General features: G+C 53.7%; 16 protein-coding genes. 6 read left to right on the top strand and 10 right to left on the bottom strand.

Annotated elements, in window-relative coordinates; translation table 11 throughout:
* Nucleotide 1: 1 nt before the first annotated feature.
* From FDX19_RS21625 to cecR, 4 genes are read right to left on the bottom strand one after another with little or no spacing between them, the layout of a single operon-like run.
* Nucleotides 2-1,135: an ABC transporter permease gene (locus FDX19_RS21625; protein ID WP_137384334.1), complete on the bottom strand. Its 1,134-nt coding sequence runs from the start codon at nucleotides 1,133-1,135 to the stop codon at nucleotides 2-4.
* Nucleotides 1,128-2,864, bottom strand: coding sequence for an ATP-binding cassette domain-containing protein (locus FDX19_RS21620; RefSeq protein ID WP_137384333.1), 1,737 nt, complete (start codon nucleotides 2,862-2,864; stop codon nucleotides 1,128-1,130). Before FDX19_RS21620 ends, FDX19_RS21625 begins: the two co-directional genes overlap by 8 nt.
* A complete protein-coding gene (gene hlyD / locus FDX19_RS21615) occupies nucleotides 2,857-3,852 on the bottom strand; it encodes a secretion protein HlyD (protein WP_137384332.1) in 996 nt (331 codons plus the stop codon). The genes FDX19_RS21620 and hlyD overlap by 8 nt, the downstream gene beginning before the upstream one ends.
* Nucleotides 3,849-4,526, bottom strand: coding sequence for a transcriptional regulator CecR (gene cecR / locus FDX19_RS21610; RefSeq protein WP_137384331.1), 678 nt, complete (start codon nucleotides 4,524-4,526; stop codon nucleotides 3,849-3,851). Before cecR ends, hlyD begins: the two co-directional genes overlap by 4 nt.
* Before the next feature lie 220 nt (nucleotides 4,527-4,746).
* Between cecR and rhlE the strand changes: the two genes are divergently transcribed.
* Entirely contained in the window at nucleotides 4,747-6,090 is a 1,344-nt protein-coding gene (rhlE, locus tag FDX19_RS21605) for an ATP-dependent RNA helicase RhlE (RefSeq protein WP_137384330.1), read from the top strand.
* A gap of 71 nt (nucleotides 6,091-6,161) precedes the next feature.
* Here rhlE and FDX19_RS21600 read toward each other — a convergent pair whose 3' ends face one another.
* Entirely contained in the window at nucleotides 6,162-6,896 is a 735-nt protein-coding gene (locus tag FDX19_RS21600; protein WP_137384329.1) for a GntR family transcriptional regulator, read from the bottom strand.
* A 202-nt stretch (nucleotides 6,897-7,098) separates the two neighbouring features.
* On the opposite strand from FDX19_RS21600, the gene FDX19_RS21595 reads away from it, so the two are divergent.
* The 5 genes from FDX19_RS21595 (at nucleotide 7,099) to FDX19_RS21575 (ending at nucleotide 14,508) form a co-directional block, all read left to right on the top strand.
* A complete protein-coding gene (locus FDX19_RS21595) occupies nucleotides 7,099-8,451 on the top strand; it encodes an adenylosuccinate lyase family protein (RefSeq protein ID WP_137384328.1) in 1,353 nt (450 codons plus the stop codon).
* Between the two features lie 33 nt (nucleotides 8,452-8,484).
* Nucleotides 8,485-9,906, top strand: coding sequence for a DASS family sodium-coupled anion symporter (locus FDX19_RS21590; protein WP_137384327.1), 1,422 nt, complete (start codon nucleotides 8,485-8,487; stop codon nucleotides 9,904-9,906).
* Nucleotides 9,907-10,102: 196 nt separating this feature from the next.
* Nucleotides 10,103-12,253 (top strand): ATP-dependent DNA helicase DinG, encoded by a 2,151-nt coding sequence (dinG, locus tag FDX19_RS21585; RefSeq protein ID WP_137384326.1) that lies wholly within the window; start codon nucleotides 10,103-10,105, stop codon nucleotides 12,251-12,253.
* 29 nt (nucleotides 12,254-12,282) lie between these two features.
* The gene (gene ybiB, locus FDX19_RS21580) at nucleotides 12,283-13,251 is read left to right on the top strand and encodes a DNA-binding protein YbiB (RefSeq protein ID WP_137384325.1); all 969 of its coding nucleotides are present in this window, start codon (nucleotides 12,283-12,285) and stop codon (nucleotides 13,249-13,251) included.
* Between the two features lie 171 nt (nucleotides 13,252-13,422).
* Nucleotides 13,423-14,508 (top strand): malate/lactate/ureidoglycolate dehydrogenase, encoded by a 1,086-nt coding sequence (locus tag FDX19_RS21575; RefSeq protein WP_137384324.1) that lies wholly within the window; start codon nucleotides 13,423-13,425, stop codon nucleotides 14,506-14,508.
* Between the two features lie 97 nt (nucleotides 14,509-14,605).
* Here the strand turns inward: FDX19_RS21575 and ybiJ are convergent, their stop codons facing one another.
* The 5 genes from ybiJ to mcbA all read right to left on the bottom strand — a co-directional run bounded on the left by ybiJ (nucleotide 14,606) and on the right by mcbA (nucleotide 19,082).
* Complete coding sequence (gene ybiJ, locus FDX19_RS21570; protein ID WP_048212199.1) at nucleotides 14,606-14,866, bottom strand: DUF1471 family protein YbiJ; 261 nt, start codon at nucleotides 14,864-14,866, stop codon at nucleotides 14,606-14,608.
* Between the two features lie 301 nt (nucleotides 14,867-15,167).
* Entirely contained in the window at nucleotides 15,168-15,434 is a 267-nt protein-coding gene (locus FDX19_RS21565) for a DksA/TraR family C4-type zinc finger protein (RefSeq protein WP_048212198.1), read from the bottom strand.
* A gap of 89 nt (nucleotides 15,435-15,523) precedes the next feature.
* Entirely contained in the window at nucleotides 15,524-16,201 is a 678-nt protein-coding gene (gene ybiX, locus FDX19_RS21560) for a PKHD-type hydroxylase YbiX (RefSeq protein WP_137384323.1), read from the bottom strand.
* Nucleotides 16,202-16,244: 43 nt separating this feature from the next.
* Complete coding sequence (locus FDX19_RS21555; protein WP_137384322.1) at nucleotides 16,245-18,530, bottom strand: catecholate siderophore receptor Fiu; 2,286 nt, start codon at nucleotides 18,528-18,530, stop codon at nucleotides 16,245-16,247.
* Nucleotides 18,531-18,821: 291 nt separating this feature from the next.
* Nucleotides 18,822-19,082, bottom strand: coding sequence for a DUF1471 family periplasmic protein McbA (gene mcbA, locus FDX19_RS21550; RefSeq protein WP_137384321.1), 261 nt, complete (start codon nucleotides 19,080-19,082; stop codon nucleotides 18,822-18,824).
* Nucleotides 19,083-19,146 lie beyond the last annotated feature (64 nt).

Genomic DNA, 19,146 nt, shown 5'->3' with positions numbered 1-19,146 from the left:
CTTAATCCAGCCGACGTTTGGTTTTAAGCCACGTCAGGCCGATAAACATTACTGCCGAAGCGATTAAAAACAGCACGTTGACAATCAGCACCACTGGAATATTTCCCGCCAGAAACAGGCTTTGCAACGTGCTGACGAAATAACGAGCCGGAATAATGTAGGTCACCGCCCGAATAATCGCGGGCATGCTGTCTATTTGGAAGATAAATCCCGACAACATAATGGAGGGCAGGAAGGCGGCATTCAGCGCGACCTGCGCGGCGTTAAACTGGTTGCGAGTGATGGTGGAAATAAGCAACCCCATGCCGAGCGTACTGAGCAGAAACAGGCTGGTAATAAAAAACAGGATCAGCAACGAGCCACGATAGGGCACGCCAAGAATAAACACCGATACCAGCATACACAGCAGCATCGCCAGCATGCCCAGAAAGTAATAGGGGATCAGTTTGCACAGTAGGAGTTCGACGCGGGTGACTTCGGTAGACAGCAGCGCTTCCATGGTGCCACGTTCCCACTCACGCGCTACCACCAGCGAGGTGAGGATCGCGCCAATGACCGTCATAATGATAGTAACCGCCCCGGGAATAATAAAATGCTGGCTGATGGCCGCCGGGTTAAACCAGTACCGGGTCTGCACATCGATCAGTGGCTCGAGCGATTCACCCCGGTCTTCCGCCCGTTGCTTTTGCCAAATCTGCCAGATACCTTCGACATAGCCCTGCACAAAGTTAGCCGTGTTTGGCTCACTGCCGTCGGTGATGACCTGAATGGGCGCCACGTCGTTGGGTCGCGCCATCTGCTGGGCAAAATCTACCGGGATCACCACCAGCCCGCGAATGCGTCCGGCCTGCATTTTCTCAATCAATTCCTGACGGTTATCGCTGATGGTGGCATCAATATAGGGCGAGCCGGTCATGGTATGGGTAAAGTCCAGCGCCTCTTTGCTTTGCTGTTCAAGCAAAATCCCCACCCGCAACTTGCTGGAGTCGAGGTTGATCCCGTAGCCGAAGATAAACAGCAGCAGCAGCGGGATCACGACGGCAATCAGCCAGCTACTGGGATCGCGGACGATCTGGCGCGTCTCTTTTACGCACAGCGCACGTACGCGACGCCAGGAGAGAGCGGAGTTACTCATGCGTATGCTCCTTATCCCAGTCATTGATTAGCGTAATAAACGCCTGCTCCATGGTCGGATCCGGCGTGTCGCTGTCGGCAGCCTGAGCTTTCAGGTCGTCCGGCGTACCGCTGGCAATCAGTTTGCCGCGATACACCAACCCGATACGATCGCAGTATTCCGCCTCATCCATAAAGTGGGTGGTCACCATCACCGTGACGCCTTTTTCCACCATGCTGTTGATATGCAACCAGAACTCCCGACGGGTGAGGGGATCGACCCCGGAAGTGGGTTCATCGAGGAACAGGATATCGGGTTCATGCATCAGCGAGCAGGCCAGTGCCAGGCGCTGCTTAAAGCCCAGCGGCAGATCGTCGGTGGCGTGAGACGCGATGCTTTTCAGGCCGAATGCCTCGCTCATACTCCCAATTTTGTCTTTCTGCGCACGGCCGCGCAGACCGTAGACCCCGGAGAAAAAGCGCAGATTCTGCTCAACCGTCAGGTTGCCGTACAGGGAGAATTTTTGCGCCATATAACCCAGATGCTGGCGCGCTTTGCCGGAGCTGACTTTCAGATCCATATCCAGCACCAGCGCTTTGCCGGAGGTGGGGACCAGCAGACCGCACATCATTTTAAAGGTGGTGGATTTACCGGCACCGTTTGGCCCAAGCAGGCCAAAAATCTCACCACGTTGTACGGCAAAATCCACATGATCGGTGGCCGCAAAATCACCAAATTTCTTGGTCAGTGCTTTGGCTTCGATCACCGTTTCACCAGGCGTTCCCTCAACCGTATGCAGGATCGCGCCCAGCGGTGATTCCGACGTACCGGCACCACCCAGTAAATCAATGAAGGCATCCTCGAAGCGGGGCGTCGTTTCGCTGATGTTAATCTCCGGCATCCCGTCCGCCCGACGAATATCGTCCGCAGTGGCTGTTTTTTTCAGGATCAAACGTACCGATTTACCCTGAATCATCCCGTCGCTGACCTGCGGTAGTTTTAATGCCCGCTGCAGCAACCGACGGTTGTTTTCCTGCGGACTGCTCATCAGGAAACTGCGGCCCGCCATGGTTTGCGTCAGTCGCGTCGGTTCGCCCTGATACAACAGTTCGCCTTCGTTCATCAACAGCACATCACGGCACTGCTCTGCCTCATCCAGATACGAGGTACTCCAGAGGATCAACATGCCATCCCCTGCCAGTTCGTGCACCATTTGCCACAGTTCACGACGGGAGATGGGGTCGACGCCGACACCTGGCTCATCAAGCAACAACACTTTGGGCTCGCCGACCAGCGTACAGGCCAGCCCCAGTTTCTGTTTCATCCCACCGGAAAGTTTGCCAGCCAGACGCCCGGTAAATGGCCCCAACGAGGTAAATTCCAGCAGGCGGGCAAAGGTTTTTTCTCGCGCTTCGCCGGTGACACTGCGCAAATCGGCATAGAGATTGAGGTTCTCCATGACGGTTAAATCTTCATACAGGCCAAATTTCTGCGGCATATAGCCCAGTACCGCATGCAGCGCACTGTCGTCCTTGATGGGGTCAAAGCCGATCACGGTGGCGCTACCGTCATCGGGTTTTAACAGACCTGCCAGCATCCGCATTAGCGTGGTTTTTCCGGCGCCATCAGGCCCGACAAGCCCGGTGACGTAGCCTGCATGAATGGTGCAGTCGAGTGGGGCAACCGCCGGTTTTTCCATCCCGGCAAAGCGTTTCGTCAGACCATTCAGCGTAATGACAGCGTCATTCATGCCGCGCCTCGGTACCGAATTTTACCGTCACCGGCATTCCCTGGCGTAGCGCATCGTCTGCGTCGGTCACGACAATACGCAGACGGTAAACCAGGTCAGTACGCAGGTCCGGGGTTTCCACCGTTTTCGGGGTAAATTCTGCGGTAGGTGACACGAAGCCAATTTTACCGTGATACGGTTTGTCCGGCCGACCGTCGGTGTAGAGCAAAATTTCACGTCCCGGCTGCGCCTGGCTCAGATTACGTTCGTCAACATAGGCGCGCACCCAGACCGGGCGGGTGAGCGACAGCGTCAGTACCGTACCGCCTGCGCTGAGCATACTGCCGGGTTCGACCGCACGGGTAAGCAGCGTGCCGTCTGACGGTGAGGTTAGCGTGGTGTCATGCAAATTAAGCTCAGCCTGTGCCAGTTCAGCCTGAGCCTGTTCGAGCGTGGCTTTTGCCTGCGCAATATCCTGCACACGGTTACCGCTGCGATATTGTGTGAGTTTATCTTGCGCGGCTTTTAACGAGGCCAGCGCCTGGTCACGCGATGAACGGGCATTTTCCAGATCGTTGGCGGAGATGGTGCGACTTTTCCACAATCCTACCTGGCGATTATAAAAATTCTGCGCGTAATCATAAGCCGCCTGCGCCTGTTTTACCGCCGCGGCAGTTTGCGCGATCTCTTCTTCCCGATAACCTGCCAGCATCAGGTCGTACTGCGCCTGGGCGGCGGCAACATTGGCTTTCGCCTGCATCAGCGCGTTCTCATACGGGGCGTGATCCAGTTCGCCCAGCACCTGGCCTGCGGTAATGGCATCGCCTTCGTCAACCGCCAGCGAGGCCAGCCGGCCACCGACGCGAAAACTCAGGTTGACGCTACGGATGTCGACGTTGCCGTACAGCGTCAGGCCGTTATCTTGCCGACTTTGATACCACCACGTTCCACCGGCAATCACGGCAACGAGGGCCGCGATAACCAGCCCAAGAACGACAGGTTTTTTCATGACTCCAGACTCCTTTGCGTTAAACCTTGCAGAATAAGATCGATATGACAGGTGACCGTTTGGTAAATCAGCGCGGTTTTATCCTCATCAAATTGTGACCAGCCCGTACGTAACAGAATCGTTTCTTTACCCAGGCGAAAGGCCAGCACCTCGCCAAGTATGGCGTGGGTGTGCAGGATCATATGGGTATCATGGGCATCGCAGCCAGTATAGGCGGCGATCAGGCGTGTCAGGTGGGTATGCAGTGGGTTGATAACCTGGTCATGCACCAGTTGATACGCGGCGGTAGGGGAAAGCTGCTCGCGTGAAATAAACTTGCTCAGGTTAACCGTGTCGTCCTGGGTTAACAGCATGATCATATTTTTGCAGGCGCGCAGGATAAGTTCGCGCATCGCGGCCCGGTCTGGCGTTGGCTGAGCAAACAGTCGCTCTGCTTCCTCCGCGTGAGGGCGAAACTGCGAGCCGATAAAATCAGCAATCCACTGGGCGCAGGCGAGATATAAATCTTCTTTTGAGCCAAAATAGTAGGTGATGGCCGCAATGTTTTGTCCGGCCTGAGCCGCAATATCACGCGTAGTGGCGTGCAGGCCGTACTCGCCAAATTGCGCCAGTGCGGCGGCAATGAGCTGATTTTTCGCCTGTTCACCTTTGGTTGTCATGGTGGGTGTATTCATTGCGCGACTCTGAACTTAATCAATCGATTGATTAAGATTATGACTCATACGTCACCTTGTCCAGTCTGTCGACGTATTTTCCGTGGGCGGGAAATTTATGCGGTATATCACAAAAACTGCTACACTCCGCCCCTTCATGACATTGTGGTTTTTGTCATCTCTATTATATGTATCTCCCTGAAAACGACACCGGTAACGGTCAGGGTGGTTCGGAGTTGTTATGTCTTTTGATTCCCTTGGTTTAAACCCTGATATTTTACGTGCCGTTGCCGAGCAGGGTTACCGTGAACCTACCCCTATTCAGCAGCAGGCGATCCCTGCCGTGCTGGAAGGCCGCGATCTGATGGCCAGCGCCCAGACCGGCACGGGTAAAACGGCAGGTTTTACCCTGCCACTGTTACAACATCTCATTACCCATCAGCCGCATGGCAAAAGCCGTCGTCCGGTACGTGCGCTGATCCTCACGCCAACCCGCGAACTGGCGGCTCAGATTGGCGAAAACGTGCGTGATTACAGTAAGTATCTGAATATTCGCTCGCTGGTGGTTTTTGGCGGCGTCAGCATTAACCCGCAGATGATGAAACTGCGCGGTGGTGTGGATGTACTGATTGCAACGCCGGGACGTTTGCTCGATCTGGAACACCAGAATGCGGTGAAGCTGGATCAGGTTGAGATCCTGGTGCTGGATGAAGCCGACCGCATGCTGGATATGGGTTTTATCCATGATATTCGTCGCGTACTGGCTAAACTGCCGGCAAAACGTCAGAACCTGCTGTTCTCGGCTACGTTCTCTGACGACATTAAATCGCTGGCCGAAAAGCTGCTGCACAATCCGCTGGAAATTGAAGTGGCGCGTCGTAATACCGCGTCAGAGCAGGTGACTCAGCATGTGCATTTCGTGGATAAAAAACGTAAACGTGAACTGCTGTCGCAGATGATTGGTCAGGGTAACTGGCAGCAGGTGCTGGTATTTACCCGTACTAAACACGGCGCGAACCATCTGGCAGAACAGTTGAACAAAGACGGTATTCGCAGTGCGGCGATCCACGGCAATAAATCTCAGGGGGCGCGTACGCGTGCGCTGGCTGACTTTAAATCCGGGGATATTCGTGTGCTGGTGGCGACCGACATTGCAGCACGCGGGCTGGATATCGAAGAGCTGCCGCATGTTGTGAACTACGAGTTGCCAAACGTACCGGAAGATTACGTGCACCGTATTGGCCGTACCGGCCGTGCGGCGGCAACCGGTGAAGCGTTGTCGCTGGTGTGCGTTGATGAACACAAGTTGCTGCGTGATATCGAGAAGCTGTTGAAAAAAGAGATCCCGCGTATTGCGATCCCGGGCTATGAGCCAGACCCGTCAATCAAAGCTGAGCCGATCCAGAACGGACGTCAGCAGCGTGGCGGCGGTGGTCGTGGTCAGGGTGGTGCGGGTCGCGGGCAGCAGCCGCGTCGTCAGGATAGCGGTGCGCCAAAAGCGAAACCGCGTAGCAGCGAAGGCAAACCGGCGGGCGATAAGCCTCGTCCGCCGCGTCGTCCACGCAAACCTTCATCTGCACAGTAAGTTACGCTACCGGATGGCAGCGTAAACGTGTTATCCGGCCTGCCTGTCGCGTAGGTCGGATACGCAATGCATCATTCCCCGGAACTTTGCGATTTCAGTACGATTGAGCAGGTATAGCGTCCTGCCGGATGAATCGAAATCGTCGTTTCAAAAACCTTTCCTTCCCTGTCCAGATAGCGACGCACAATTCTCATCGCCGGAGAATCAGGTGCGACGTTAAGGATTTTTGCCATCTTCCTGGGCACGCCGACGGCCGTAATCGTCTGGTGAACTTCATGGCTTTTAATGCCGTAATGCGTTTCGATCAGATCGCTAATTAACGAGTGCGGATCGTCGCGGATGTACGTGCGCAGCTTGGCGTAATCCGTACTGGCGTAACTGTCGGTCCAGCAGATTGGCGCATCCGGGTTCTGCGCATCTTCACGCGTACTGGCAATGTGCAGCCAGCGGGAGCCTGGCGGGCAACCAATCATCTGGGAAAGCTCAATATCCGCCACAATCTCGTCGATTTTCTTAATCACGCGCAGGTTGTTTTTTGCCAGCAGTAACAGATCTTCCAGATGCGATAGCGGGTGATTAACACCGTTTGCCTGTGGTTCGCAAACGCGTGTTCCTGCACCTTTACGCCGTGAAATCAGACCTTGCTCTGTTAATTCCCTTAGCGCCTCACGCATGGTGTGGCGGCTGACCTGCCATGTTTCGCACAGTTCCATTTCCGTAGGAAACAGCGAACCGGGGGCAAAAGTTCCCACCGCAATTTGCTGCGCCAGTTCACGTGCTATTCGCTTGTACAGAGATTCTTTCATCGCAGTTTCATCAAAATATTAGTGATCTTTATCACGAAAATTTGTACGGACTATTCCCTACATTTCTTATGAATACTATAAATGTCCGTACATTCAAATGTACGGACATTTATTTATGTCTGGACATTATGGCGGCATTTGAATATCCAACAAACTGCCGTAAACACGCATCTTATCATTATCAGATTTTCCAGGGGGATTTATGGCTTCGAATGTACTTGATTCTGTTCTGTTCAGGGATTCTTTCGGCACACCGGCGATGCGCGCGGTGTTTGACGATCGCGAGCTGGTGCGCAAATACGTGGAAGTGGAAGTGGCATTAGCCAAAGCCCAGGCACGCTGCGGTGTGATACCCGAATCTGCGGCGCAGGAAATTGCAGAAAAATGTAATGCTGACACGCTCGATTTTGATTTATTGCGCCATGAAACCGAAATTGTGGGTTATCCGATCCTACCACTGGTGCACCAGATTTCTAAACAGGCTGGCGAGTCCGGTGGCTATGTGCACTGGGGGGCAACCACTCAGGACATTATGGACACCGCAGTGGTCCTGCAAATTCGTGATGCTTTTGCGCTCATTGAATCCGATATGGACAAACTCCGTGCAACGCTGGCCGATCTTTCACGCCGCTACCGTGATACGCCGATGGCAGGGAGAACCCATTTACAACAGGCTTTGCCCGTGACCTTCGGTTACAAAACGGCCATCTGGCTGGATATGTTTGAACGCCACGCGGAACGTCTTACCCAGGCGCGTCCGCGTGTACTGGTAGGCGAGTTTGCGGGTGCGGCCGGTACGCTGGCATCGCTGGGGGATAAAGGGCTGGCGGTACAAAAAGCCATGATGGAAGAGTTGGGACTCAATGTACCGACCTCCACCTGGCACGTTGCGCGTGATGGTTTTGCCGAAGCCGTAAACCTGCTGGCGGTAATGACCGGTTCGCTGGGCAAAATTGCGTATGACGTGATGCTGATGGCATCAAACGAGTTTGGTGAGCTGTATGAACCGTTTGTCAAAGGCCGCGGAGCCAGCAGCACTATGCCGCAGAAACGTAACCCCATTTCCAGCGAGTTGATGCTGGCCTGTGCGAAAGGCGTACGTCAGCAAGCGGGACTGATGCTGGATGCGATGGTGCAGGATCTGGAGCGGGCGACCGGACCGTGGCATGCGGAATGGATTGCTATCCCGGAAAGTTTCGTCCTCAGCGCCGGGGCATTGCATCAGGCCAACTTTATGTTAGCGGGGCTGGTGGTTGATGAGGCTGCGATGAAACGTAACCTCGGCATGACCAACGGGCTGATTGTGGCGGAAGCAGTCATGATGGGACTGGCACCGTATATCGGTCGTCAGGATGCGCATGACGTCGTGTATGACGCCTGTCGTATCGTCAATGAAAACGGGGGACGACTGGCGGATGTGCTGAATGCGATGCCATCCGTCTGTGAACGACTGGACCCACAGTTGATTGAAGAACTGACCGACCCGGCGAATTACCTGGGAATGGCACCCGCGATGGTCGATCAGGTGCTGGCCAAATATCTGTCGCAGAAATGACGGTTCTCGGGTTAACGGAATAAGGATATTTTTATGTCAACGAATTCTGTCGCGGGAAAATCCATTCTGTCGTTCCTGATACCGCTGGCCATTGGGGGGATCATTTGGTTTTATCCCGTACCTGATGGTCTGACGCCTCAGGCCTGGCATATGTTTGCCATTTTTGCCGCGACCATTGCCGCTATTCTTACCCAACCGCTCCCGTCGGGGGCGGTGATGTTGATTGCGCTTTGCGTGGTCATTTTTACCAAAACCTTGCCAGAGGCAAAAGCGCTTTCCGGGTTTGCTTCCGGCACGGTATGGCTTATCTTCTGCGCTTATGTCCTATCTCTGGGGTTTGTTACCTCAGGGCTTGGGAAACGTATCGCGTACAAAATGCTGTCGCTTTTTGGCGGCAGCAGCCTGGGTATCGCCTACTCGCTGGGGGTGTCCGATCTGATTATGGCCCCGGCAATGCCGTCGGTTACTGCCCGCTCCGGGGGGATAATTTTTCCCATCACCCGTTCAATCAATGACGTTCTGGGCTCTGCGCCTGGGGTAACTGGCAAGCGCATCGGCGATTTCTTAACCATGGTGTGCTTTCAGTTTACGCCGATTACCGGGGCGATATTCCTCACCGGGATGGCGGCGAATCCGCTGGTGGCCAGTCTGGCAAAATCCTCGTTAGGCGTTGAGATAACCTGGGGCGGATGGTTTATTTCCGCGGTGGTTCCGGCGATGGTCTGTTTCTGCCTGATGCCGCTTCTGGTCTATAAATTGCTGGACCCTGAGCTTAAGCGGACGCCAGAAGCAAAAGCGATGGGCAAGCAGGCGTTGGGTGAACTCGGTGCGATGAGCAGCAACGAGAAAAAGGTCGCCTTTGGCTTTGTGCTGGCGTTGGTCGGCTGGGGCACCAGCTTGATCACGGGATTATCGGCGACCTCTGTTGGGCTGGGGCTGGCCGCCTATCTGTTCGCCTCTGGCGCAGTCAGTTGGAAAAGCCTGCTCAATGACCACGCGGCCTGGGATACGGTGATTTGGTTTAGCGTCATTATTAGCCTCGCGACCGGACTTGCCGATCTGGGCTTTATTAAATGGATGACGATAAAACTGGGCAGCGGTATTCAGGGATTTGGCGCGATAGAATCCTTTGTTATGCTGGGGATCCTTTATATTTACGTTCATTATCTCTTTGCCACGGCGACCGGGCATGTCGCTGCACTGTATGCCCCTTTTGCGGCAACGGCGATCGCAGCAGGCGCGCCGCCGATGATGGTCGCTATCTGTTTTGGTATCTTCAGCAACCTGATGTGGGGCAATACGGAGTACGGTGGCGGGCCAGGCCCCATCTATTTTGCCCAGGGGTATTTTGAACGTCCGCGCTTTTACAAAATCAACCTCTGCGTGGTGACGGCGAATGTGATTATCATTTTTGCCGTGGGCATGCTGTGGTGGAAGTTGTTGGGGTACTATTAACCGACACCCTTATTCGGCTTGCAATGTGCCGAATAAGGCGCGAACCCGGATTGTAGGCCGGATAAGGCGTGTAAGCCGACATCCGGCAATTTAAGCCAGTGCTGCGAGCCACTTTCCAGAATGGGGGAAAAAGGTACATTGAGCGTCTGAAATGTGCCACAATGGTGGCTGTTTATACAGTATTTCAGGTTTTCTCATGGCATTAACCGCGGCGCTAAAAGCGCAAATAGCCGCCTGGTACAAGGCGCTTCAGGAACAGATCCCCGACTTTATTCCCCGAGCACCGCAGCGGCAGATGATTGCCGATGTCGCGAAAACGCTGGCAGGGGAAGAGGGACGGCATCTGGCGATTGAAGCACCGACCGGTGTAGGGAAAACGTTATCTTACCTGATCCCCGGTATCGCCATTGCGCGTGAAGAACAGAAAACGTTGGTGGTCAGTACCGCTAACGTCGCGCTGCAGGATCAGATCTACAGCAAAGACCTGCCGCTACTGCGTAAAATCATCCCCGATCTGCGTTTTACCGCTGCTTTTGGTCGTGGTCGTTATGTCTGCCCGCGCAATTTGGCTGCGCTGGCGAGTACCGAACCCAATCAACAGGATCTGCTGGCCTTTCTCGACGATGACCTGACGCCCAATAACCAGGAAGAACAAAAGCGCTGCGCCAGGCTGAAAGGCGATCTCGACAGCTATAAATGGGACGGGTTGCGCGATCACACGGATATCGCCATTGATGACGGACTCTGGCAGCGTCTGAGCACCGATAAAGCGAGCTGTCTGAACCGCAACTGCCACTACTATCGTGAATGCCCTTTCTTTGTCGCCCGCCGCGAGATTCAGGAAGCTGAAGTGGTGGTGGCGAACCACGCGTTGGTGATGGCGGCAATGGAAAGCGAAGCCGTACTGCCAGAGCCGAAAAACCTGCTGTTAGTCCTTGATGAAGGCCACCATCTGCCCGACGTCGCCCGCGATGCGCTGGAGATGAGTGCGGAAATCAGTGCCCCCTGGTATCGACTTCAGCTGGATCTGTTCTGCAAATTAGTAGCAACCTGCATGGAGCAGTTCCGCCCGAAAACCACGCCGCCGCTGGCGAACGCCGAGCGGTTGAACGGCCACTGTGAAGAGCTATATGAGCTGATTGCTTCACTTAATAACATCCTTAATCTCTATATGCCCGCCACGCAGGAAGCGGAACACCGCTTTGCAATGGGAGAACTGCCTGATGAAGTGATGGAAATCTGCCAGCGACTGGCGAAACTGACGGAAATGCTGCGCGGCCTGGCAGAACTGTTCCTCAACGATCTCAGTGAAAAAACCGGTACCCACGATATTGTGCGCCTGCATCGGGTTATTTTGCAGATGAACCGGGCATTGGGCATGTTCGAGGCGCAAAGCAAATTGTGGCGTCTGGCGTCGCTGGCGCAGTCGTCAGGCGCGCCGGTGAGTAAATGGGCAACGCGCGAGGTGCGCGATGGGCAGATCCACGTCTGGTTCCATTGTGTCGGGATCCGCGTGAGCGATCAGCTCGAACGACTGCTGTGGCGTAGCGTACCGCATATTATTGTGACCTCTGCCACGCTCCGTTCTCTCAATAGCTTCTCGCGTCTGCAGGAGATGAGCGGTCTGAAAGAAAAAGCGGGAGACCGCTTTGTCGCGCTGGATTCACCGTTTAACCATGTCGAGCAAGGCAAAATCGTCATTCCAAAGATGCGTTACGAACCGTTGATGGAGAACGAAGAGCAGCATATTGCGGAAATGGCGGCCTATTTCCGCGAGCAACTGGAAAGTAAAAAGCATCAGGGCATGCTGGTGCTTTTTGCCAGCGGGCGGGCGATGCAGCGTTTTCTTGAGCATGTTACCGATCTGCGCTTGCTGCTGCTGGTACAGGGTGACCAGCCGCGCTATCGTCTGGTGGAGTTACACCGAAAGCGGGTAGAAAACGGCGAACGCAGCGTACTGGTCGGACTGCAATCTTTTGCCGAAGGTCTGGATTTGAAAGGCGAATTGCTGACCCAGGTACATATTCACAAAATCGCCTTTCCGCCCATCGACAGTCCGGTAGTGCTCACTGAGGGCGAGTGGCTGAAAAGCCTGAACCGCTACCCTTTTGAGGTGCAAAGCTTACCGGCAGCGTCATTCAATTTGATCCAGCAAGTTGGGCGACTCATTCGTAGCCATGGCTGCTGGGGTGAAGTCGTGATCTACGATAAGCGGTTGTTGACCAAAAACTATGGCAAGCGTTTACTGAATGCGTTACCCATTTTTCCGATAGAGCAACCTGCTGTGCCAGACGTTATAGTAAAACCAAAAGAAAAAGCGAAACCCACGCGCCGCCGTCGGCGTTAACGATGCGAGCAACAGGAAAGGAGTTATCGATGGATTACCGCAAAATCATCAAAGAGATTGGGCGAGGTAAAAATCACGCGCGTGACCTGGACCAGGATACTGCTCGCGGACTGTATACCCATATGTTGAATGGCGATGTCCCTGACCTTGAGATGGGCGGCGTGCTGATTGCGCTGCGTATTAAAGGCGAGGGAGAAGCGGAGATGCTGGGCTTTTATGAAGCGATGCAAAACCATACCATTCGCCTGACGCCGCCTGTTGCCAAACCCATGCCTATTGTGATCCCCAGTTACAATGGCGCGCGCAAGCAGGCCAATCTGACGCCGCTGCTGGCTATTTTACTGCATAAACTGGGATTCCCGGTGCTGGTACACGGCGTCAGCGAAGATCCAACCCGCGTGCTGACAGAAACCATTTTTGACCTGATGGGGATCATGCCCACGCTGCATGCCGGCCAGGCACAGGCAAAACTGGATGGCCATGAACCGGTGTTTATTCCGGTGCGTGCGCTGTGTCCGCCGCTGGAGACGCAACTGGCGATGCGCTGGAGAATGGGCGTGCGCAACAGTGCGCATACGCTGGCGAAGCTGGCCACACCGTTTGCAGAAGATGCCGCGCTGCGTCTTGCCAGTGTTTCTCATCCTGAATATGTCTCGCGAGTGGCGAAATTTTTCGGCGACATTGGCGGCCGTGGTCTGCTGATGCACGGCACGGAAGGCGAAGTGTATGCCAACCCGCAACGCTGCCCGCAGATTAGCCTGATAGACCCGACGGGAGTGCGTGTGCTACAGGACCGCCAGAGTGAAATGCCTGACGAGCCAGTCCCACTGCCGGTAGCAAAAGATCCGGAGACGACCGCCCGCTGGATAGAACGCTGTCTGGCCGGAAGCGAGCCGATACCGGCCTCATTGAAAATTCAGATGGCTTGCTGTCTGGTGGCCACCGGGGAATCCGCCACGCTGGCAGACGGGCTTGCTCGCGTCGATCAAAGCTTCTGACCCTTTCGTCATTCCGACGGGCCTGTCATCTGGCCCGTCAGTTGCTCCTGTCCTGCACCCTCTGTAACGTGAAATTTCTGCACGTTTATTGACCTCCTGGCTACCGTAGCGCAGCATAGTTTGTTGAAAAATAAGAAACACAACAAACACGCAACACAACAGGAGATTACAATGAACAGTGGACATCGCTTTCACGCGCCAACGCTGCATGCGTTTATTCAGGCCGTTTTCCGCCAGATGGGGAGTGACGAGCAGGAAGCGCAGTTGGTGGCCGATCATCTGATTGCCTCAAACCTCGCCGGCCATGATTCACATGGTATCGGGATGATCCCAAGCTACATTCGCTCATTCTCGCAGGGGCATTTGCAGATTAATCGTCATGCGAAAGTGGTGAAAGAGGCGGGGGCAGTGGTTACGCTGGATGGGGATTGCGCATTTGGTCAGGTAGCCGCGCATGAAGCTATCGCGCTGGGGATTGAGAAAGCACAGCAGTACGGAATTGCTGCGGTAGCACTGCATAATTCTCATCATATTGGGCGCATTGGCTACTGGGCGGAGCAGTGTGCGGCGGCGGGCTTTGTCTCTATACACTTTGTGAATGTGGTGGGGATCCCGATGGTTGCCCCATTCCATGGTCGTGATAGCCGTTTTGGCACCAACCCTTTCTGCGTTGTGTTTCCACGTAAAAATGATTTCCCGTTGCTGTTGGACTACGCAACCAGCGCCATCGCTTTTGGTAAAACGCGTGTGGCGTGGCACAAAGGTGAGCCGGTTGCGCCGGGTTGTCTGATTGATGCCCAGGGGGCTCCTACCACCGATCCTGCCGTTATGCAGGAATCGCCATTGGGCGCGCTGCTCACCTTCGCCCAGCATAAAGGCTACGCGCTGGCGGCAATGTGTGAAATCATGGGCGGTGCGCTCTCTGGCGGTAAAACGACCCACGAAGCCAGTTTGCAGAACAGCGCAGACGCCATTATTAACTGCATGACCACGATCATCATTAACCCAACACTCTTCGGTGCCCCGGACTGTGACAATCAGGTTTCGGCATTTGCTGAATGGGTCAAAGCATCGCCGCATGCTGAGGATGCGCCTATCCTGTTACCGGGTGAGTGGGAAGTGAATACCCGTGAAGAACGGCTGGCGCAGGGTATCCCGCTTGATGTCGGAAGCTGGCAAGCGATATGTGAGGCGGCACGGCAAATCGGTATGCCGGATGCGGTATTGCAGGCGTTTCGCCAACGGCTTGAACACTAGATAAAAAAAAGCCCGTCCAGTGGCGGACGGGCAAACAAAGGGTAACAAACAGGGTCAATGAGGGTTGGAGCATTGGGTCGTACAGTAATTCTGTTGGTTATTTGTAGATAACCGCGGTGCCGCTCATTTTGTCGTTGCCGACAGCGGAGGTGATGCTGTAACCACTTGCACCAGCAGCAGCCGCTTTTTCAGCCAGTTTTGCTTCCAGGCCGTCCAGCGTGGTGGCGCCATCAGCAGATACCACACCCATTTTATTCATGCTTTGCGCCTGAGTGGAGGTAACCGGCTCAGCAGCGAAAACACCAAATGACAGGGTAGACAGGGCGATAGCAGCAACAGCAAATTTAATGTTTTTCATGATTTTTCTCTCGCAGGTTTATTCGGTTAGTCGATGTTCTGTTCAGTAGACGTTGTTCTGTCGATGTGAGAAGTATCACGTTTTTTTCGGTGAGATAAAATCGAATAGAATTGACGACATCAATCAAAAAAATTGAATGACAAATAACTTATTGAATATTAATAAATTCAGAAGAGGGATTTACAGTTCTTGTCATTGCGCTTTACAGAGAAAGTGACAACGGCACATTTTGCTACACCGTGAGTGAAAAAGCGTGCTCGTAAAGGAAATCGTATGCGCTGAAACTTTTGGTAAAGATGAGTCAACGTAGCTGGCTGTCTTTCGAACCTCTGCGATTATATCCTGAAAATGCAGAGTTATGTGAATCTTTATCCTGTTGGCAGGAGATGCACAAACGCACGCCAGGTACCGCTTCACGGCGCGCCTGCGGGATAGGATTGCCACATTCTTCACATTCATGCAGACTTTCTCCCGTGGGTAACTCGCCACGGGCACGGGCAACAGCATCTTCAATCGTATTGTTGATCTGTTCGTTCACGGCGTCGTCATTTGCCCAGCCGGATGCCATGTGTGCCTCCTGTCATTCGTTTTATAAAATTCATTTATAGAATAATTATAGCGAATGAGATGGGGAAAAAATGAGCGCTTACAGGCGTATCAGATTTCGGACCACTCGCGCAGCAGGTTATGGTAAAGATTAAGCAACGACAGGATCTCTGCACTTTCTCCGTGGCGCGCTTTCAGTGATTGAATGTTCTTATCCAGTTCAAACAGCATGGCGCGTTTTTTGTCATCACGGATCATAGACTGGACCCACATAAACGATGCCACACGGGTTCCTCGGGTAACCGGCGTGACGCAGTGCAGACTGCTGGAGGGGTAAAGTACCAGATCGCCAGCCGGAAGCTTCACCGTATGTTGTCCGTAAGTATCATTTACCCGAAGTTCCCCGCCGTCATAGCTGTCGGGATGGCTTAAAAACAAGGTCGCGGAAAGGTCAGTTCGCATCCAGCCGTTTTCCGGGTGACTACGCACCGCGCCATCAACGTGAAAACCGTAGGTTTCGTTGTTCTGATAACGATTGAACAGCGGTGTAGAGAGGGTTTTCGGCAGTGCGGCAGCGAAAAACAACGCGCTGTTGTTCACGGCGTTCTGCACCGCTTGTTGCAATGCCATATAGCGCTCGCTACGCGTGTCAACCTGCTGGTTATTTTTAACCTGTGCTCCCTGAGCGCCCGTTGTGACACGGCCATCAACCCAGTCGATGGTTTCCAGTTGTTCGCGAAACCAGGCTACATCCTGCGCCGACAGGACGCCGGGAATGTGGTACATCATCAGAGTTTCTCCTGAAAGTGGGGCTTGCGCCCCACACAATGGATTAGAAATGCATATTCGCGGTGAGCAGGAAGGTTCTTGGCTCACCCGGATGGTAACGGTATCCACTTTTGTTAATGGAGGATACGTATTGGGTGTCAAACAGGTTGTAGACGTTCAACTGGAAATCGAGATTGCGGTTTACGCGATAGCCTAACTTGGCATCCGCCACCCAGTAGCCTTCGGTATAGGATGGCGTCCCAACGGCGCCGTCCGAACCGCGATGCATGCTGCCTACGTAGCGAGCACCGGCACCAACGGAAACATCATCAGTAGCCTGGTACTGACTCCACAGCGTGAAGGCATGTTCCGGCGTATACGGCAGGGAAGATGAACCATCCTGCGCGACGTCTTGACCGCTATGCACCGTGGCGCGTTGTTGGGTATAACCGCCAATCACCTGCCATGCCGGGGTAATATTTCCTGCCACGGAGAGCTCGTAGCCTTCAACACGTTTTTCGCCATACTGGGAGTATGTCCCGTCATCGTTCTGTTCAACTTCGTTCTCGATATCCGTGCGGAAAACGGCGGCGGTCAACAGCAGGCGTTTATCCAGCACCTCCCATTTCGTCCCGATTTCGCTGGTCTTTGCCTTTTGCGGTTTAAAATCGGTACGGTTGGCGCTGTTACCGGTCCCACTTTGAGCAAGGGCAAAATTACTGCCGCCCGGCGGTTGCTGAGAAACCGCGTAGTTGATGTAAACGTTGCCGTTCTCGGTCAAATGGTACAGCGCACCCGCTTTCCAGTTCACCAGATTACCGGATTTCGCGGTGTCGACGGTGGTGACCGGAGAACCTTTGGCTGCGCCCGTTGGGCACGCGACGGCACCGCGGCCAGAAGCGCCGCACGCGGTTGCACTGTCATACTCGGTTCGGTAATTATCCAGACGAATACCACCGTTCAGTTCAATATCACGCGTAATTTGCAGCGTATCGAAGGCGTAAATACCGAAGGTATCGGTCTGTCCGTTGGCGTTAGCGCCATTACGGGATAATCCGCCAATGTTCACGTTGCTGTTCGGTGAGTAAATATTGACCGGTGGCGGGGTGAGTGGTGCTACGCCATAGTTGGTCTGTGTTTCACGGGTCAACTCCACGCCGGTACTGATGTCATGTCCGACCGCACCGGTATAAAATTTTGACGTCAGGTTGGTCTGGTTGGTGAGGATTTTGTTGCTGACATCTTTGGTATTCGCCACCCGTGACCAGCTCCAGGTATCGACGTTGCGGGTTGGCTGCGTGATGTTTGATGCGCCGCCCATGACCGCGGTCATCAGATAATCCTGTTTAATGCGCGACCAGCGCGTGGTGTTACGAAGGGTCGTGCTGTCACTCAGGTCATGCTCGAAACGCATTGTCGCGGTATCGGTCGTCGAGTCGTCGTAATCGGAGTCGGTACCATAGAAATTATGTGTATCTACTTTTCCTGAATGGTTCAGGGCCGACGTTCCAGCAGACGGCGCTGAGTAGCCAGGCAGACCAATAGTCGGAATTCCTCCGTCCGGTGTGTTGTGCTGGGTGACGTGTAGATAGTTCAGATACAGTCGGTTTTCGGTGCCTAAGCCAAAGGCAATAGAGGGGGCCACGCCGTAGCGTTCATTTTTAATGTTATCGCGTCCGGCATCATGCGTTTTTTCACCCATCAGGTTTAAGCGCACTGCGGTGGTGTCACCGATGACCTGATTGATATCCAGCGTTCCCCGGCGGAACCAGGCGCTACCGACGCTGGCTGAGGCATCAATACCTGAATCGGTGCGCGGCTGCTTGCTGATCATATTGATGGAGCCTGTGGGGGCACTGCGACCATAGTCGGTGCCGGAAGGCCCTTTAATCACTTCAACCTGTTCCGTATTGAAGGTGTCACGCGTGACGCTACCAATATCACGAATACCGTCGATATAAATGCTGTTTGAGGTGTCAGCACCGCGCATATACACCGCATCGCCAGTGGTGGAGTTACCATTTTCACCCGCAAAAAATGCGCCAACTCCCGGCACGTTTTTCAACGCATCAGTAAGATTGGTTGCTCCCTGATCTTTAATAACCTGCTCAGAAATCACCGTCATGGTGCGAGTGGTATCAGCCACCGGACGAGAGAACTTCGGGTCGGCAGAGTGCGTTGGGGCATACAGCGAGGGCTTAGCTGCTTCAACGACCAGCGTATCTTCCTGCTTTGTCTCTTGTGAGCCTGCGGCGACGGCCTGGGCTACAGGAGACAGGCCAATACACAGGCCGGCAAAGAAGGTGAGCGAGTGAAAACTACTAGACGGCAGATTGCGATTTTTATCCATGTTAATGAATGACTTATTATTATTGATTAGAAGGTTTCACTCAAACGAAGGGACATCTCTGTGGACGTTATACCCTGCAGGTCTCGCCTGAATGAAATGCGTAATTGATAATAATTTTGATAAGCATTATCAATAAGTGCGACGTTTTAGCATTCATTACTTCAAAAATAAATACATTTATTTACATTGAACTCAAAATTCCAACATGGTGGTTACAGTTCATGCAGGGGATTTCAGAAAGAAAGGACAGCAAACTGCATTCAGGGCGAATGCAGTTGAGCTGAGGGAGAGTTACTTATAGATAGTTGCTGTACCGTACATCTGATTTTTACCGCCAGCGGAATTAACCACAAAGCCTTTCGCGCCTTGCTCTTTCGCTTTTTCTGCCAGCTTACCTTCAAGGTCATCCAGGCTTGATGCTCCGCTCACGGAAATCGTACCGGAGGCTTGTAGTGGACCGGTGGCAGGACTGGTATTGGGCTGTGCAGCAAAAGTCGCAAATGTCATGCCGGTAAGTACGGTAGCGGCAAGGAATGTGAGGCATTTCTTCATGATGATATCCTCTGAGAAACAACAGATCGTGCCTGATAAGTTTAGGTCGTCATTGCAGGGCATT

It is taken from the genome of Citrobacter sp. wls619 (assembly GCF_005281345.1).
Taxonomy (GTDB): Bacteria; Pseudomonadota; Gammaproteobacteria; order Enterobacterales; family Enterobacteriaceae; genus Citrobacter.
Note: the sequence above shows the minus strand (reverse complement) of the source record. Positions and strands in the feature narration are given on the sequence as shown.

Excerpts from the sequence above, each read along its gene's own strand:
- FDX19_RS21620 (WP_137384333.1), bottom strand. The coding sequence starts at position 2,864 with ATGAATGACGCTGTCATTACGCTGAATGGTCTGACGAAACGCTTTGCC.
- ybiJ (WP_048212199.1), bottom strand. The coding sequence starts at position 14,866 with ATGAAAAACATTAAATTTGCTGTTGCTGCTATCGCCCTGTCTACCCTG.
- FDX19_RS21625 (WP_137384334.1), bottom strand. The coding sequence starts at position 1,135 with ATGAGTAACTCCGCTCTCTCCTGGCGTCGCGTACGTGCGCTGTGCGTA.
- FDX19_RS21555 (WP_137384322.1), bottom strand. The coding sequence starts at position 18,530 with ATGGATAAAAATCGCAATCTGCCGTCTAGTAGTTTTCACTCGCTCACC.
- ybiX (WP_137384323.1), bottom strand. The coding sequence starts at position 16,201 with ATGATGTACCACATTCCCGGCGTCCTGTCGGCGCAGGATGTAGCCTGG.
- FDX19_RS21590 (WP_137384327.1), top strand. The coding sequence starts at position 8,485 with ATGTCAACGAATTCTGTCGCGGGAAAATCCATTCTGTCGTTCCTGATA.
- rhlE (WP_137384330.1), top strand. The coding sequence starts at position 4,747 with ATGTCTTTTGATTCCCTTGGTTTAAACCCTGATATTTTACGTGCCGTT.
- mcbA (WP_137384321.1), bottom strand. The coding sequence starts at position 19,082 with ATGAAGAAATGCCTCACATTCCTTGCCGCTACCGTACTTACCGGCATG.
- FDX19_RS21600 (WP_137384329.1), bottom strand. The coding sequence starts at position 6,896 with ATGAAAGAATCTCTGTACAAGCGAATAGCACGTGAACTGGCGCAGCAA.
- FDX19_RS21595 (WP_137384328.1), top strand. The coding sequence starts at position 7,099 with ATGGCTTCGAATGTACTTGATTCTGTTCTGTTCAGGGATTCTTTCGGC.
- dinG (WP_137384326.1), top strand. The coding sequence starts at position 10,103 with ATGGCATTAACCGCGGCGCTAAAAGCGCAAATAGCCGCCTGGTACAAG.
- hlyD (WP_137384332.1), bottom strand. The coding sequence starts at position 3,852 with ATGAAAAAACCTGTCGTTCTTGGGCTGGTTATCGCGGCCCTCGTTGCC.
- cecR (WP_137384331.1), bottom strand. The coding sequence starts at position 4,526 with ATGAATACACCCACCATGACAACCAAAGGTGAACAGGCGAAAAATCAG.
- ybiB (WP_137384325.1), top strand. The coding sequence starts at position 12,283 with ATGGATTACCGCAAAATCATCAAAGAGATTGGGCGAGGTAAAAATCAC.
- FDX19_RS21565 (WP_048212198.1), bottom strand. The coding sequence starts at position 15,434 with ATGGCATCCGGCTGGGCAAATGACGACGCCGTGAACGAACAGATCAAC.
- FDX19_RS21575 (WP_137384324.1), top strand. The coding sequence starts at position 13,423 with ATGAACAGTGGACATCGCTTTCACGCGCCAACGCTGCATGCGTTTATT.